The sequence below is a fragment of the Sorangium sp. So ce1014 genome, from assembly GCF_051521505.1.
Classification (GTDB): domain Bacteria; phylum Myxococcota_A; class Polyangia; order Polyangiales; family Polyangiaceae; genus Sorangium.
Genome location: NZ_CP150356.1, coordinates 126,883 through 141,361 on the forward strand (window position 1 = coordinate 126,883; position 14,479 = coordinate 141,361).

At 70.7% G+C, this 14,479-nt stretch carries 11 protein-coding genes and 1 pseudogene; 4 read left to right on the forward strand and 8 right to left on the reverse strand.

Annotation, left to right across the window (positions count from 1 at the left end):
* Window positions 1-365: 365 nt before the first annotated feature.
* The 4 genes from WME75_RS00465 to leuC form a co-directional block, all read right to left on the reverse strand.
* Window positions 366-1,313, reverse strand: a complete 948-nt coding sequence (locus tag WME75_RS00465; RefSeq protein ID WP_437485283.1) for a fibro-slime domain-containing protein — start codon at window positions 1,311-1,313, stop codon at window positions 366-368.
* A 271-nt stretch (window positions 1,314-1,584) separates the two neighbouring features.
* Entirely contained in the window at window positions 1,585-3,198 is a 1,614-nt protein-coding gene (locus tag WME75_RS00470) for a hypothetical protein (protein ID WP_437485285.1), read from the reverse strand.
* A gap of 754 nt (window positions 3,199-3,952) precedes the next feature.
* Window positions 3,953-4,570: a 3-isopropylmalate dehydratase small subunit gene (leuD, locus tag WME75_RS00475; protein WP_437485287.1), complete on the reverse strand. Its 618-nt coding sequence runs from the start codon at window positions 4,568-4,570 to the stop codon at window positions 3,953-3,955.
* A gap of 27 nt (window positions 4,571-4,597) precedes the next feature.
* Window positions 4,598-6,007, reverse strand: a complete 1,410-nt coding sequence (leuC, locus tag WME75_RS00480) for a 3-isopropylmalate dehydratase large subunit (protein WP_437485289.1) — start codon at window positions 6,005-6,007, stop codon at window positions 4,598-4,600.
* 216 nt (window positions 6,008-6,223) lie between these two features.
* On the opposite strand from leuC, the gene WME75_RS00485 reads away from it, so the two are divergent.
* On the forward strand, window positions 6,224-7,135 hold the full coding sequence (locus WME75_RS00485) for a LysR family transcriptional regulator (RefSeq protein ID WP_437485290.1): 912 nt from the start codon (window positions 6,224-6,226) through the stop codon (window positions 7,133-7,135).
* A 98-nt stretch (window positions 7,136-7,233) separates the two neighbouring features.
* Here the strand turns inward: WME75_RS00485 and WME75_RS00490 are convergent, their stop codons facing one another.
* Window positions 7,234-8,778: an IMP dehydrogenase gene (locus WME75_RS00490; RefSeq protein ID WP_437485292.1), complete on the reverse strand. Its 1,545-nt coding sequence runs from the start codon at window positions 8,776-8,778 to the stop codon at window positions 7,234-7,236.
* A gap of 521 nt (window positions 8,779-9,299) precedes the next feature.
* Here WME75_RS00490 and WME75_RS00495 point away from each other — a divergent pair.
* The gene (locus WME75_RS00495) at window positions 9,300-10,220 is read left to right on the forward strand and encodes a transposase (protein WP_437485294.1); all 921 of its coding nucleotides are present in this window, start codon (window positions 9,300-9,302) and stop codon (window positions 10,218-10,220) included.
* Window positions 10,221-10,712: 492 nt separating this feature from the next.
* On the opposite strand, the gene WME75_RS00500 is transcribed toward WME75_RS00495, so the two are convergent.
* Window positions 10,713-11,051, reverse strand: a complete 339-nt coding sequence (locus tag WME75_RS00500; RefSeq protein WP_437485296.1) for a four-helix bundle copper-binding protein — start codon at window positions 11,049-11,051, stop codon at window positions 10,713-10,715.
* A gap of 297 nt (window positions 11,052-11,348) precedes the next feature.
* Window positions 11,349-12,005: a ferritin-like domain-containing protein gene (locus WME75_RS00505; RefSeq protein ID WP_437485298.1), complete on the reverse strand. Its 657-nt coding sequence runs from the start codon at window positions 12,003-12,005 to the stop codon at window positions 11,349-11,351.
* Window positions 12,006-12,084: 79 nt separating this feature from the next.
* On the opposite strand from WME75_RS00505, the gene WME75_RS00510 reads away from it, so the two are divergent.
* A complete protein-coding gene (locus tag WME75_RS00510) occupies window positions 12,085-13,068 on the forward strand; it encodes a hypothetical protein (protein ID WP_437485300.1) in 984 nt (327 codons plus the stop codon).
* Window positions 13,069-13,318: 250 nt separating this feature from the next.
* On the forward strand, window positions 13,319-14,146 hold the full coding sequence (locus tag WME75_RS00515) for an MOSC domain-containing protein (protein WP_437485302.1): 828 nt from the start codon (window positions 13,319-13,321) through the stop codon (window positions 14,144-14,146).
* A gap of 46 nt (window positions 14,147-14,192) precedes the next feature.
* Here the strand turns inward: WME75_RS00515 and WME75_RS00520 are convergent.
* Window positions 14,193-14,375: pseudogene (locus WME75_RS00520) on the reverse strand (alpha/beta fold hydrolase); the annotation flags it as partial.
* Between the last annotated feature and the right edge of the window lie 104 nt (window positions 14,376-14,479).

Consider the following 14,479-nt stretch of genomic DNA (forward strand, 5'->3'; position numbering starts at 1 on the left):
ACGACCCGAACAAAGCGAGACGAAGAGATGCCCCTCGGGCGCAATGTGAACGCTCACATGGCCGATGTCAACGCCGATCGACCGGCCCGCGGGCCGTCTCGATGCCGAAACGCACAAGGCTGTATGGGGCTCCTCCGGAGCGCCGCGTCAATGGGCGGGCGCCGGACCGCGAGCATCGAGGGGATAGCAGCCTGGAACAATCTCCTGTCACGGAAATGTGCAGGGTTGGCACGCAGCTTCGCAACTCCTCGCTGATGACTGACCAGGAGCGATGAGTCAGCTCGCGGAGAGGTTGGCGATGACCAAGAAATATCCCGTGATCGGGCGGGCAATGTATCCGACGAGCAGAGCGCCCCGCGGGCGGCTCAATCGATGGATTCGACGCAATCGACGCGGAGCGCCGTCTCCAGGAGGAAGACCGAGTCGTCGAAGTTCCGCTCGGCGTAGAAGACCTTGAGCTTGTGGGACGACCCGGGCACCAGGTGGAGCGCCTGGGCCCACGCGTCCAGACGGACGATCCTCCCGTTCACCCCGTCGCTCACGGCGTGGTCGGCCACGATCGTGTCGTCGATGGATATCCAGACGTCGTCGCTCGATTCGAAGGAGAAAGAGCTCCCGCGCTCGTAGATGAACGGCACCTCGAACTCGACGGTGAAGCCGAAGTTGTGCGCGTAGCCCTCGTTGCCGAAGCCACGGCCGTCGAGGGAATAGAAGCTCCTGCCGCCCAGCTGGCCACGGCCGCTCCGGAGCTCGAGGTGGATGAGCTGGTCGAACGTCTTGTTGACGACCGGGTCGTCGTGGAACCATTCGTTGAAGCTGTCGTCGTCGTCGTCGCCGCCGGCGCCGTTCGCGGGTGGGGTCCCGACGACAGGCTTGCCGTTCCGGAGCTCTGTATCGGGCTTGAAGCTCTTCCCCCCGGTGGTCTGAGAGGGCCCGAAATCCGGGTGCTTCTCGGAGAAGTCGCGCACGGTCATGGGGAAGCTCGCCGTGCAGAGGCTCGTGTCGGGGGGCGCGGGACGAGGTTTGCCAGGAGCGCTGCCGCCGGCGCCGCCGCCGATGAGCGGGTCGTCATCGACGCTGCCGCCGCCGCCTTCGGAGGAAGAACCTCCGCCGGCGCCCGGCGTGTCGCTGTCGACGATCTCGTCGGGGGGATCGGGCGTCCCGATGTGCGAGGCGTCTTCGTTTCGACGGCCGATGGAGGCGGTCTGGAGGGAGCACCCTGCGAGCGGGAGCGCCGCGCACGAGAGGAGCAGCAGGGCCAGGGGCCGTCGGATGGCCGGGCAGAGGGGCGCTTCTGGGTGGGCCAGGTTCATGGAACCGTCTCCTGCCTCTCTGGATGCGGCTGGCCCCGGTCGCCCTTCGCGAAATCGTACCGGCCAGCGTCTTTCCAGGAGGGCTCGGCCGCGCAAGGGCCGCCGCGGTTCCCCCGCGAACCGCTGATGCGCCAGAAGCGCCACGGGATTGGAATTCCCGGGCGCTTCTGGCGCTTTTCTTCAATCAGAGCGGTGAGGCTTCAGGGCGCGGGCGATGCGGTCGCGTTGCAGACGCCTCCCGTGGCCGGGGGGATCGCCCGCGCTCGTCGCGTCACGGGAGCATCAGGACGCACTCGGTCCGGCAGACCGGGGTTGAGCCGCCGCCGGCCGGCTGCTCGCAGATGGTCCGCTCGATCGATTCGGGGGGGCAGACGGAGCCCTCCACGCACTCGGTCCAGCACTCGCTGGGGTACGCGGCGTCGTCCATGCCGGAGCCGGTGCTGCCCGCGCCGGAGCAGACCTGCTGCTCGATGCTGCCCGGCGGGCAGTAGGGCTCCACGGGCATGCACTCGAAGTAGCAGCCGCCGCTGCCGCCGCCGCTGGTGGTGCCGTAACCCGTGCCGACGCTTTCGCTGGGCTCGGGCATGCCGTCGTAGCAGACCTGCTGCGCCTGCGTGCCCGGCGGGCAGTAAGGCTCCACGGGCACGCACTCGGTCCAGCAGCCGCCGGTGCCGGTGCTGCCGCCGATGCCGCCGCCGCCGGTGCCGGTGCCGGTGCCGGTGCTGCCGACAGAGACGGCGCTGCCGCTGCAGACGGTCTGCGGGATGGTGTCCGGCGGGCAGTAGGGCTCCACGGGCACGCACTCGGTCCAGCAGCCGCCCCAGCCGCTGCCGGTGCTGCTGCCGGTGCCGCTGCCGCTGCCGCCGGCACCGCCGAAGCCGCCAGCGCCGACGCTGGTGCTGACGTCGACATCGGGGCCGCCATCGCAGGCGGTCTGCGCCTGCGTGCCCGGCGGGCAGTAGGGCTCCACGGGCACGCACTCGGTCCAGCAATCGCCGGGGTAGGGGGGGGCGACCAGGTTGGCCCCGCCGTCGGAGCCGCCGACGCCGACGCTGCTGCTGGCGGTGGCGGTGGTGGTGCCACCGCAGACGGTCTGCGCCTGCGTGCCCGGCGGGCAGTAGGGCTCCACGGGCACGCACTCGGTCCAGCAACCGGGGTATGGCGGGACCGCGACCCCGCCGGCCCCGCCGGTGCCCTCCCAGGCGCCAGCGCCGCCGGAGCCGCCGACCCCGACGCCGACGCTGACGGCGGTGGCGGTGGTGGTGCCACCGCAGACGGTCTGCGCCTGCGTGCCCGGCGGACAGTAGGGCTCCACGGGCACGCACTCGGTCCAGCACTCATTGGGAGGCATCGGCATCATGCCGCCGGTGCCAGCCCAGCCGCCGGAGCCGCCGACACCGCTGCTGGTGCCGGTCCAGCCGCCGGAGCCGGCGGTGGTCGTCGTGGAGGTGACGCCGCCGCCGCACACGGTCTGCTCGATGGTGCCCGGCGGACAGAACGGCTGCGGCGGGACGCACTCGGTCCAGCACCCGCCCGGATCGACCGGCATGGCGCCGCCGCCGGCCATGCCGCCCTGGCCCACGGAGGTGGTGGTGCTGTTGTCGCTGCAGAAGGTCTGCTGACCCCATCCAGGAGGACAGACGTTGTCGGGCACACACTGCTCCTCGCACATCTCGCCGATCTCGCACGGGGAACAGACCGTCTCCCAGTGGAAGCCCTGCCCGCAGTCGGGCTCGGGCGGCGTCGTCGGCTCGTCCGGGGACCCACAGCCCTGCCCCTTGGCGCCGGTGAGCACCACGAGCGCGGAGAGCGCGACGAGCCCCTGGAGCGAGGAGCGAGCGGTCGACGAACGCGTGATAAGAGAGGAGAAGATCGCGAATCGCATGGGAAGACTCCGTCCTGCGTGCCAGTGACAGACACGCGATCAAGGAACGATGGCTCTGCGCCGCGGCATGCGGAGCGCTGCTGCTCCGCGGCTTCTCGGCGCCACTCGGAGAGCTCGCGTGGAGCTAAAGCACTGGGCGTGCCACCCCCGTCCGCCCGCTCGACGATGCCTCCGTCGCCGAGCGCGAGGCGTTTCGACGGGCTTTTCGAGGCGGGTTTCGAGGGAGGCGGGCTCCCCCGATGCGACGCCGCAGCGCGCTAGAGGGCCACAGTGTGACGGAGGGAGCTGGTTCGGTGCCAGGTTGCGCCAGCTGTGCCGCCGGGCCATCCGGCGACCCGGGGCGACCCGACCCAGGTTGAGGCGGGGCGGGGCGACCCGACCCGGGTTGAGGCGGCGGCGGCGACCCCGACCCGGGTTGGGCGGCGGGGCGGCGGCGGCGACCCCGACCCGGTTGAGGTGCCCGCGGCGACCGACCAATGAGGTGCCCGAGGTGGCGGCCCGACCCAGGTTGAGGCGGCGACCCGACCCTGGTTGAGGAGGGGGGGAAGGGCGACCCAGGTTGAGGCGGCGACCCGACCCTGGTTGAGGAGGGGGGGAAGGGCGACCCGACCCAGGTTGAGGGGGCGGCGACCCGACCCAGGTTGAGGAGGGGGAAGGGCGACCCGACCCAGGTTGAGGTGCCCGACCCAGGTTGAGGTGGCCGGCGAAACGACCCAGGTTGAGGTGGCCGGCGAAACGGCGATCGTGCGCGGGGCTACTGCGCCGCGGCGCGCTGCACGTACGGCAGCCGCGCCGCCACCTTCTGGACCTCGTCCGCCCCCTCGAGCAGCTGGGCGATCGGGTCCCACGTGCCCCGGAGCAGCGACTCGCGCGCCCCCGGCTTGATGGTGAACGGCACCGCGAGATCGCCCCCCGCCCGGACGACCTGCTCCTGCAGGTCGATCGTGACGAGCGTCGTGGGGTCGGCGCTCACGCGGGCCACGAGCGCGGCGCGGTGCTCGGGGCCCACCGAGACGCAAGGGATGCCGAGCGTCGTCGAGTTGCCGAAGAAGATCTCGGCGAAGCTCTCGGCGATGACCGCCTTGAAGCCGGCCTTGGCGATCGACTGCGGCGCGTGCTCGCGCGACGACCCGCAGCCGAAGTTGCGGTCGGCGATGAGGATCGCGGCGCCCGCGAAGCGCGGGTCGTTCAGCGGGTGCTCCCGCTTCTCGCCGCGCTCGTCGAAGCGCACGTCCCGGAAGAGGTGCTCGCCGATGCCGTCGAAGGTGACGCACTTGAGGAAGCGCGCCGGGATGATGCGGTCCGTGTCGATGTCGTCCCCAGGAACGTGAACGGCGCGGCCGGTGACGGATTGGATCAAGTCGAGTGCCATGGAGATCTCCCTCGGGTGCGAGCGTCGTCAGATTCCGAACACGTCACGAGCATCGGCGATCTCGCCGCGAACCGCGGCGGCGGCCACCATCACCGGGCTCATGAGCACGGTGCGGCCCGTGGGGCTCCCCTGCCGGCCCTTGAAGTTGCGGTTCGACGAGGACGCGCACAGCTCGTCGCCGATGAGCTTGTCGGGGTTCATCGCCAGACACATCGAGCAGCCCGGCTCGCGCCACTCGAAGCCAGCCTCGCGGAAGACCCGATCCAGCCCCTCGGCCTCGGCCGCGCGCGCCACCTCCATCGACCCGGGGACCGCCAGCGCGCGCACGTGCGCCGCGACCTTGTGCCCCACGATGCGCCGCGCGACCTCCCGGAAATCCGAGAGGCGGCCGTTCGTGCAGCTGCCGATGAACGCGACGTTGATCTTCGTCCCCTCGATCGGCTTGCCGCCCTCGAGGCGCATGTACTCGAGCGCCTCGCGGATCAGCGCCCGCTCGGACTCGTTCGCCGCGTCCTCGGCCGCCGGGACCTTCTCCTTCACCGAGATCGCCTGGCCCGGCGTGATGCCCCACGTGACCGTCGGCGCGATCGCGCTCGCGTCGATCCGGACGACATCGTCGTAACGCGCGTCCTCGTCCGACGCGATCGAGCGCCAGTACCCGAGCGCCTCCTCCCACGCCTCGCCCTTCGGGGCGTACGGACGGCCCTTGATGTAATCGAACGTCGTCTGATCCGGGTTGACGTACCCGACCCGGGCGCCGCCCTCGATCGACATGTTGCACAGGGTCATCCGCTCCTCCATCGAGAACCCCTCGATGGTCGAGCCGCCGTACTCGTACGCGTAGCCCGTGCCGCCGGACACGCCGAGCCGGCGGATGATCTCGAGGATGATGTCCTTGGCGTAGACCCCCGGGCCGAGCTTGCCCTCGACCTGGATCCGCCGGACCTTGAGCCGCTGGAGGCTCAGCGTCTGCGTGGCGAGGACGTCGCGCACCTGCGTCGTCCCGATCCCGAACGCGATCGCGCCGAACGCGCCGTGCGTCGAGGTGTGCGAGTCGCCGCACGCGATCGTCATGCCAGGCTGGGTGAGGCCGAGCTCGGGCCCGATGATGTGCACGATGCCCTGCCGCCCGGACTCGAGATCGAAGAAGGTGACCCCCTGCTCGGTGCACGCCTTCCTGAGCGCGTCGACCATCCCCTCGGCCAGCGCGTCCTTGAACGGCCGCTTGCGGTTGTCGGTGGGGACGATGTGGTCGAGGGTCGCGAACGTCCGCTCGGGCATGCGCACGCGCAGGCCGAGGTCGCGGAGCATCCCGAACGCCTGGGGGCTCGTCACCTCGTGGATCAGGTGAAGGCCGATGAAGAGCTGGTCCTCGCCGCTCGGCAACGTGCGGACTTTGTGGAGGTCCCAAACCTTGTCATAGAGACTCTTACCCATGATGGCCTCTCGCGATGCGGCTGAACGCGGCTGAAGGGAACGGCGTGCGAAGCGGGCCGGCCCGGGCGCAGGCGCCGGGCCGCGGCGGCTGCCTCTCCGGAGACGGCCGCCGCGCCCCGAGCCGGCGATCCGGCGTCGGGCAGGCGGGAGGACTATGCGGGCAGGGGAGAATTAAGTCGAATGAAACTTTTTTCACGATGAGTTAAGTATTGCTACATGGATGCGTCGCTCCTCCCCGCGCTCGAGGATGTGTTGCTGGTGGCCCGGTCGGGCTCGGTCGCCGAGGCGGCGCGGCGGCTGCACAAGACGCCGTCGGCGGTGAGCCAGCAGGTGCGCCGGGTGGAGGAGCACTTCGGGGTGGCGATGTTCGAGCGCGACGGGCGCGGGGTGCGGCTGAGCCCGGCGGGCGAGGCCGCGCTTGGCGCGATCACGCGGCTGTTCGACCAGGCGGAGGGGGTGTTCGAGCTGCTCTCGGAGCTGGCGGGGGAGCCGTCGACGACGCTGCGCCTCGCGGCGAGCGACTACCTCGGCAAGGGGCTGCTCGTGCCGGTCATCCGGCAGATGCTCGACAAGCGCGCGCCGGTGCGGTTCGCGATCACGACGGCGAACTCGATCGACGCGGCGCGGTGGGTCGAGCGCGGGGAGGTGGACCTGGGGCTCGCGTCGGCGTCCTCGGCGGGCGGCGACCTCGTGAAGCAGCCGCTGTTCGTGCAGCCGTTTCTCTGGGTGGGGCCGCGGCTCAAGGGCAAGGCGCCGGCGCTGCGCGAGCGCCTCCGGCACGAGCCGCTGCTCCGGCTGGCGCCGGGCAGCGTGGGGCGGCGGATGCTCGACGCCTACCTGGATCGCGAGCGGATCCGGCCGATCTCGACGATCGACGTGTCGAGCGTGTCGCTCCTCGTGTCGTACGTGTCGGGGGGGCTCGGCATCGGCCTCGCGCCGGCGCTCGCGCTGACCGAGGTTGCGCGCTCGCGGCTGGACGTGGAGGTCGCCGAGGTGGAGCCGCTGCCCGTCGAGCTGATGACGCGTGAAAACTTCCGTCGCAATCCGGTCATCGAGCGCTTCATCGACCGGCTGGCGGCCGAGGGGCGCCGCGCGGAGCAGCGGACGCGGGCGCTTCTCCGGGCGTAGCAGGCGCAGCGCTCGATGGACGCGCGGCGCTGGCGCGGACGCCGAAGCGGATCGAGGGCGAGCAGCGGGGGCAGGAGAGGCCGGGGCCTCCGGAAGGCTCAGGCCTCGCGCGGGCTGCTGCGCGTGTCCTTCAGCGTCACGTCGTGGACGCCGCCCTCGTGGATGCTGACCGCGGAGGCGACGGTCAGGCGCGCGCGCATGTACAGGTCGCGCAGCGAGACGGCGCCGCAGTTGCACATCGTCGAGCGCACCTTGGCGAGCGTGACGTCGAGGGTGTCCTTCAGCTTGCCGGCATACGGAACGTAGCTGTCGACCCCCTCCTCGAACTCGAGCTGGTCCTTCTTCTTGCTGGCGTCGCCGTGGTCGTAGCGCTGCCAGTTGCGCGCGCGGTTGCTCCCCTCGCCCCAGTATTCCTTCATGAACTGGTTGTTCACGCGGACCTTGCGCCCGGGCGCCTCGTCGAAGCGCGCGAAGTAGCGGCCCATCATCACGAAGTCGGCGCCCATCGCGAGCGCGATCGTGATGTGGTAGTCCTGGCTGATGCCGCCGTCGGAGCAGATCGGCACGTAGATGCCGGTCCGCTGGAAGTACTCGTCGCGCGCCTTGGCCACCTCGATCACGGCCGACGCCTGGCCCCGGCCGATCCCCTTCTGCTCGCGGGTGATACAGATCGAGCCGCCGCCGATGCCGACCTTGACGAAGTCGGCGCCGGCCTCGACCAGGTAGAGGAAGCCCTCGCGATCGACGACGTTGCCGGCGCCGATATAGGCAGGCTTGCTGTGCGACTTCACGAAGGCGATGGTGTCGCGTTGCCACTCCGAATAGCCATCCGACGAGTCGATGCAGAGCACGTCGGCGCCCGCCTCCACGAGCGCGGGCACGCGGTCCTTGTAGTCGCGCGAGTTGATGCCGGCGCCGACGATCAGCCGCTTCTCGTGGTCCACGTTCTCGAGCGGGTGCGCCTGGTGCGACTCGTAGTCCTTGCGAAACACCAGGTATTGCAGGTGCTGTCGCTCGTCGATGACGGGCAGGGTGTTGAGCTTGTGGCGCCAGATGAGCTCGTTGGCCTCCTGGAGATCGACGCCGACCTTGCCGCAGTGGATCGACTTGAACGGCGTCATGATCTCGCGCACGGGCGTGCTGAGCGGCGTCTTGCCGAGCCGGTAATCGCGGCTCGTGATGATGCCGACGAACTTGCCCGTGGGGGTGCCGTCCTCGGTGATCGCGATCGTGGAGTGGCCCGTGCGATCGGTCAGCGCGAGCACGTCGCCCAGCGTCGCGTCGGGGCGCAGGTTCGAGTCGCTCACGACGAACCCGGCCTTGTAGTTCTTCACGCGCCGCACCATGGCGGCTTCCTCCTCGATGCCCTGCGAGCCGTACACGAACGACAGGCCGCCGCAGCGCGCGAGCGCGATCGCGAGATCGGCGCCCGAGACCGACTGCATCAACGCGCTGGTGATCGGGACGTTGATCGTGAGCGGCGCGCGCTTCGGGTCCGGCGGGCTCGCGCCCCGGTCGGCCTTGAACCGGACGACGGGGGCCGTGAGGTCGACGTTCGCAGGGACGCAGTCCTTCGTCGTCAGATTCGGGACGAGCAGGTACTCGCCAAAGGTCCTGCTCGGCTCATCGTAGATGAATGCCATGTCGGCTCGTAGTGCAAGCATCTCGCCCTGTCAAATGCGACCGGGGCGAGCCTTCGCAGAAATGCATGTAAAATCGTGTCGTTGCGGGCGTGCGGAGGCGGCGGGAAGGGGCCCGGGGGAACCGCTCCGAGGCGGCAGCCAGGGGGGCCAGACCTCCGGCGGGCGCAGGCGACCCGACCCAGGTTGCGCAGGCGCAGGCGACCCGACCCGCGGAGGTGGAGGCGACCCGACCCAGGTTGCGCTGGCGGTGACCCCGGCCGGTGACCCGACCCAGGTTGGGGCCGGTGACCCGACCCAGGTTGGGGAGGAGGGAGGGGGGAGGAGGAGGGGAGGTAGGAGGTAGGTTGACGGGTTGGGGAGGTTGCCGCGGCAGCCCAGGTTGGAGGAGCAACCGCAGGTTGGGCGAGCCCAGAGAACTGCCAGGTGGCGGACCACCTGGCGGCGCCACCCATGGGGCGAGGTAAAGCCTTGGAATCATTCGCCGCAACCCCCGGCACGGCCTTTGTCAGTGTACGCCGGTCATGAGCCAGCCCCGCGAAATTGCTGCAGGCGCTACCTACCTCATCACCCGTCGCGTACTGCGCAGGCATCTGCTCTTCCGCCCGGATGCAGCCATCACCCAGCTCCTGCTCTACTCCCTCGCAGTCTCGACGCGCCGCTTCGGTATCGAAGTCCACGCGCTCTGCGCGATGTCAACGCACCTGCACCTCGTCGTGACCGATACGATGGGCGTCCTACCGCGCTTCTTGCAATTCTTCCATCGCATCGTCGCGCTTGGAACGAAGGTGCTCCGCACGTGGGAAGGGCCAGTGTGGGATCACGAGGCCACGAGCGTGGTGCGGCTGCTGACGCGCGCGGCGGTGGTGGAGAAGATCGCCTACGTCCTCGCGAACCCGGTGGCCGCTGGCCTGGTCCGACATGCGCGTGAGTGGCCGGGCGCCAAGGTGGATGTGGACGAGCTCGGCTGCGGCGTGCTGCGCGCGCTGCGGCCCGCGGCATATCTCGATCCAAAAAATCCCCAGTGGCCCGAGGAAGTAGCGCTCACGCTCGCACTGCCCCCCGCCATCGAGCAGGACGGCGGCGACGGCTTTCGATGCGAGGTCGCGGCGGAGCTCGAGCGACACGAAGCGCGGGCCCGCGAGGAGGTGGAGCGGCAAGGGATGCGCGTCCTTGGCGCTGAGCGCGCCAGGAACGTCTCCCCTTACGAACGCGCCACGAGCTTCGAGGCGCTGCGCGGTCGCAATCCGACGTTTGCGGTCGGCCGTGAGCAGGGGGACGCATGGCGAATCGCTGCCGCCGCCGTGCGTGCGTTTCGCGCATCGTACCGCGCGGCGCTCGAACGGTGGCGCGGCGGAGTACGCGGCGCTGTATTCCCGTCGGGGACGTGGTGGATGCGCACGTTTCACGGCGCCAGCGTGACCGACGTCGTGTTCACGGTGTAGTCACTGCGTCGGGTGTGGCACGGCGAGGCGGGCAGGGAGGGCGACGGGGGCGACGCGTCGTCGTGGGGCACGTCCGTCGGAAGATGGCGGAGCGGGCGGTCAACGCGCGCATGGTGCGGTGTGCATGGCGACGTAGGAAAGCGTGCCAAGCCGAACGCTCACGACGCGGCGCCGGAGGCTGGTTGTTGTAGGCTCGGTTTGATTGAGCAGGAGCGTGCGTGCCGGTAGCCGGGCCCAATCGATAGATCAACCCAGGTCGGTTGTCCCGACCCAGGTGGGTTCTCCCGACAGGTCAACCCGGGTGGGTCGCGCCAACCCGGGTCGGGTGCCTGATGCCCCAACCCGGGTCGGGTGCCTACCGACAGCTCAACCTGGGTCGGGTCGCAGCTCAACCTGGGTGGGTCGCAGCTCAACCTGGTTCGGGTCGCAACCTGGGTGGGTCGCAGCTCAACCTGGGTCGGGTCGCAGCTCAACCTGGGTCGGGTCGCCGCTTCAGATTTGCCGGCAAGCGGTGGCGCAGCGGCGGCACTCGTCCGCGCACGCCTTCATCTGGGGGTCGCCGGCGAGCTTGTCGCAGCTCGCCGCGCACAGGTCACAGAGGCTCGCGCACGCGCTCGTGATCTGGGCGCGCTGCGGCGAGCTGCGCAGGAGGAGCTTCGAGGCCGCCTCGCAGATGTCGGCGCAGTCCTGGAGCAGCCGCACGTGCGTGGCGTCGGCGTGAGCGCCTCCCATCTCGAGGCAATACTGGCTTGCATGGGTGCAGATCGAACCACAATCCTGGGTGAACCGGGCCACCTCCCGGAACGATCTGTCCCCCGGAAACCTGCTCATGACAATCCCCCTCGGTCAACTGGGCCGCCCTCCGCCGCGGGGGTATCTCGCGACAAAAGAGGCAACCTTGGTATCCAGAGGTTGAATGGATTGAGCGGCCTCTGCACGTCGGGCCATCCCGCATATAGGCCTCGGAACAGCGACCGACGCGCCGGGACGCCGGTGTCCCGAACGCGCCTCGCGAGCGGCTCGTCGCCTGGAGACACACGCCGTCGCGGTCCGAACGGCCGCTCCCGCCCGGGTCGCTCGTTCATGCCGAGCCGTGGACGCGGCGTCCTCCGCCGCGTCGCGGGCTGGCTAGCACCCGGGCGCGCGGCAGATACCCATCTTGATGCGCGCGATCTCCTGGAGCTCCTCGGCGATCTCGAGCGTGCGCATCGCGGCGGCGCGCGCGAGCGCCTGGGCCTCCTCGGTGTTCGCGAGGCGCTCGAGGAGCCGCCGGCCCATCTCGTGGTGGTGGCCCTCGTCGGGCTGGATGACGTCGCGGTAGAGGCGCGCCGTCTCGGCGTCTCCCTGCGCCTCGCAGTACTCGATGAAGGCCTGGTTATGCACCTTGGCCAGCGCCTCCCGCGTGAACTGGCCCGCTGCGACGCGCTCGACCGTGGAGCCGAGCCCCTTCAGGTACCCGAACATCGGCGTGGGCGGCCCGAACCTGGCCGGCATCGCCGCCGGATCGACGCCGAGCGCGCGGAGCCGCTCGGCGATGAGCCGGTAGTGCCTCGCCTCGTCGCCGCACTGGCGGGCGAGGGCGAGCTTCACCTCGATGTCGGTCTCGGTGGTGAGCCAGAGCGCAGCCTCCTCGGTCGCCTCGAGCTCCTTCTTGAGCGCGGTCGCGAGCAGCTCCGGGACGCCGATCCCGCTCCCTGGCTCCGCTGCGCCGGCCGCGGCCCCGATGCGGGCAAGGCGCTCTCCGACCCTCTGGTCGAGCTCGTCGAGGAATTCCTCTGGCTTCATGGGAGGCATGATGGGCGTGCCCTGGGCGGCAGGTCAATAGGCCGCCCGTCGACGGGCGCGATGGGTGTACCCTCCCTGAATGGCCTGGCGCTTTCTGCCCCCGTGGCTCGATCTCGAGTCGGTCTCGATGTCGTTCGACCTTCCCGCGCGCACCGTCCTGAAGCGCACCGGGGTGGCCACGCTCGGCACGTCGAGCGCAACGGCGCTGCGCGTGACGCTCGCGCCGACGCTCCTGCGCGTCGCCTTCGAGCCCTACCTCGTCATCGACCTGCCGCCGCCGCTCGGCGACATGGGGTTGCAGCAGGTCGAGTACGATTTGCGCTCAGGCGCCATGACGCCCAACGTCTTCTACACGGGAGGGCTCGTCCGGGTCGGGAAGGACTCGGCCGAGGACGAGGCCCGCGCCTTCATGCGCGCGCTCGTCACCTCGACGCCCATGGCCATTCCCCCGTACGATCCGACGAGCGACCCCGATCTCGTCGTGACGGTGCGCCAGGTGCTCCTGAACCTCGAGTCCGACGGCGGCGGCCCCGCCGTGCGCGGCGCCCGCGTGTCCGCGCGGCTGACGCTGCGCGAGGAGCTCGCGGGCGCGGTGGGCTCGGACGGGTTCTGCATCCCGGCCGGCGCGACCATCGCGGCCAGCGTCGACGTCGAGGGGACCCGGCAGGAGATCGAGACGGCGCCGCGCGTGCAGCGCATCGAGGTCGACTGCTCGTCGGCGGTGCTCCGCAAGCACGGGGTCGACCAGGCCGATCTCCGCCGCTTCGTCGTGAAGCGCGGCGGGGAGATCGCCGTCGAGCGGGTCGAGCCGCTCGGCGCCGCCGGCCAGGCCGCGGGCGTCGAGTCGCTCGTGCGCCTGTTCGGCGCGCTGGCCGCGGGCGGCGGCGTCGCGCTCGACCCGCAGCGCCTCGGGCCCAGCGTCGTCGAAGGGCTCGTCAAGGAAGAGATCGCGCGCGCCCTGGGCCCCGTGCTGGTCGACTGGGTGCGGCAGAACGCAGAGATCATCGTGGGGATGGACCTGCGGCAGGTGCTCGGGATCCCGGAGGGAGACGGGGTGGCGTGAGCGCGAGGGCAGCGGCGGGAGGGGACCGCTTCCCGACGCGCGGTCGCCGGCGCGGGTTACCCCTTTACAGCGCTTCCGCCTCCGAGCGCATCGACGATGGCGCCACGCTCCCGGTGATGGCCGGGCCGCAGGGCGGAGTTCACCTCTGGCTCGCCGTCGGCTGCACCGACTGCGGCGCGATTGTCCGCCTGCGATACCGCGTGAGACGCCGGAGCCCCCGGCGGACCAGAGAAGTGTTATAAACCCACGAATGCGACTCGCCGCCATCCACATCTATCCCGTCAAAGGCTGCCGGGGCCTCGCGCTCGACGCGGCGGCCGTCGACGAGCTCGGCCTCGCCGGCGACCGGCGGTTCATGGTCGTCGACCTCGAGGGCAAACCCCTCACGCAGCGCCCGCTGCCGCGCATGGCCCTCATCGAGACCCAGCTCTCCGAGAGCACGCTCACGCTCGGCGCCGCCGGCCGCCCGCCGATCTCCGTGCCGCGCGCCGCGCCGCCGGCGCAGGGCGCGCGCCTGCTCACCGTCGAGGTCTGGAGCAGCACCGGCCTCCTGGCCGAGGACTGCGGCGATGAAGCCGCCGCGTGGCTCAGCGACTTCCTGGAGCACCCGGCGCGGCTCGTCCGCGCCGGCGAGGCGTTCCGGCGGCCCGTCCTGAAGGCGTCGGTGGCGCGCAAGGAAGATGTCGTGTCGTTCGCCGACGAGTTCCCGTTGCTCGTGATCTCCGAGGCCACCCTCGCCGATCTGAACGCTCGCCTCGAAGGCAGGGGCGCCGCGGCGTTGCCGATGGATCGCTTCCGGCCCAGCCTCGTCGTGAGCGGCTGCGCTGCCTTCGATGAGGACCGGTGGAGCCGCATCCGCATCGGCGACCTCGTGCTCCGCGCCGGCGGCCCATGCGTCCGCTGCGCCGTCACCACGACCGATCAGCGCACCGCGGAGCGCGGCCTGGAGCCGCTCCGCACGCTCGCCACGTACCGGCGCGATCCGCAGAAACCCAGCGACTTGAACTTCGGTCAGAACTATATCCACGAGACGAAGTCCGGCACCTTGCGCGTGGGCGACGAGGTGACGGTCGGTTGACCGGGCGCGCAAGAGGCCCGCGCTCGGCGCGCCGCCGCCTGCGCTTCCGCCGGTAGACCAGGAAGCCGGCGATGGCGTCGAGCAGCGCCCGCGGCTCGTCGGCGCGCACCGAGTGGCTGCTGTGCTCGAAGAGCCGTAGATCGGCGCCCGGGATGAGGCGCGCGATCTCCTCCGAGAGAGCGGGCGGACAGATCCAGTCGTGCCGGCCGGCGATGACGAGGGTAGGCACCCTGCTCGGTGCCGCGGTCGGCCACGATCTGCTTGGACCGGTCGATGAGGCGATGGCCACGATGCCGCCGTAGGAGGTGCCCATCACCACGATGCGATCGAGGC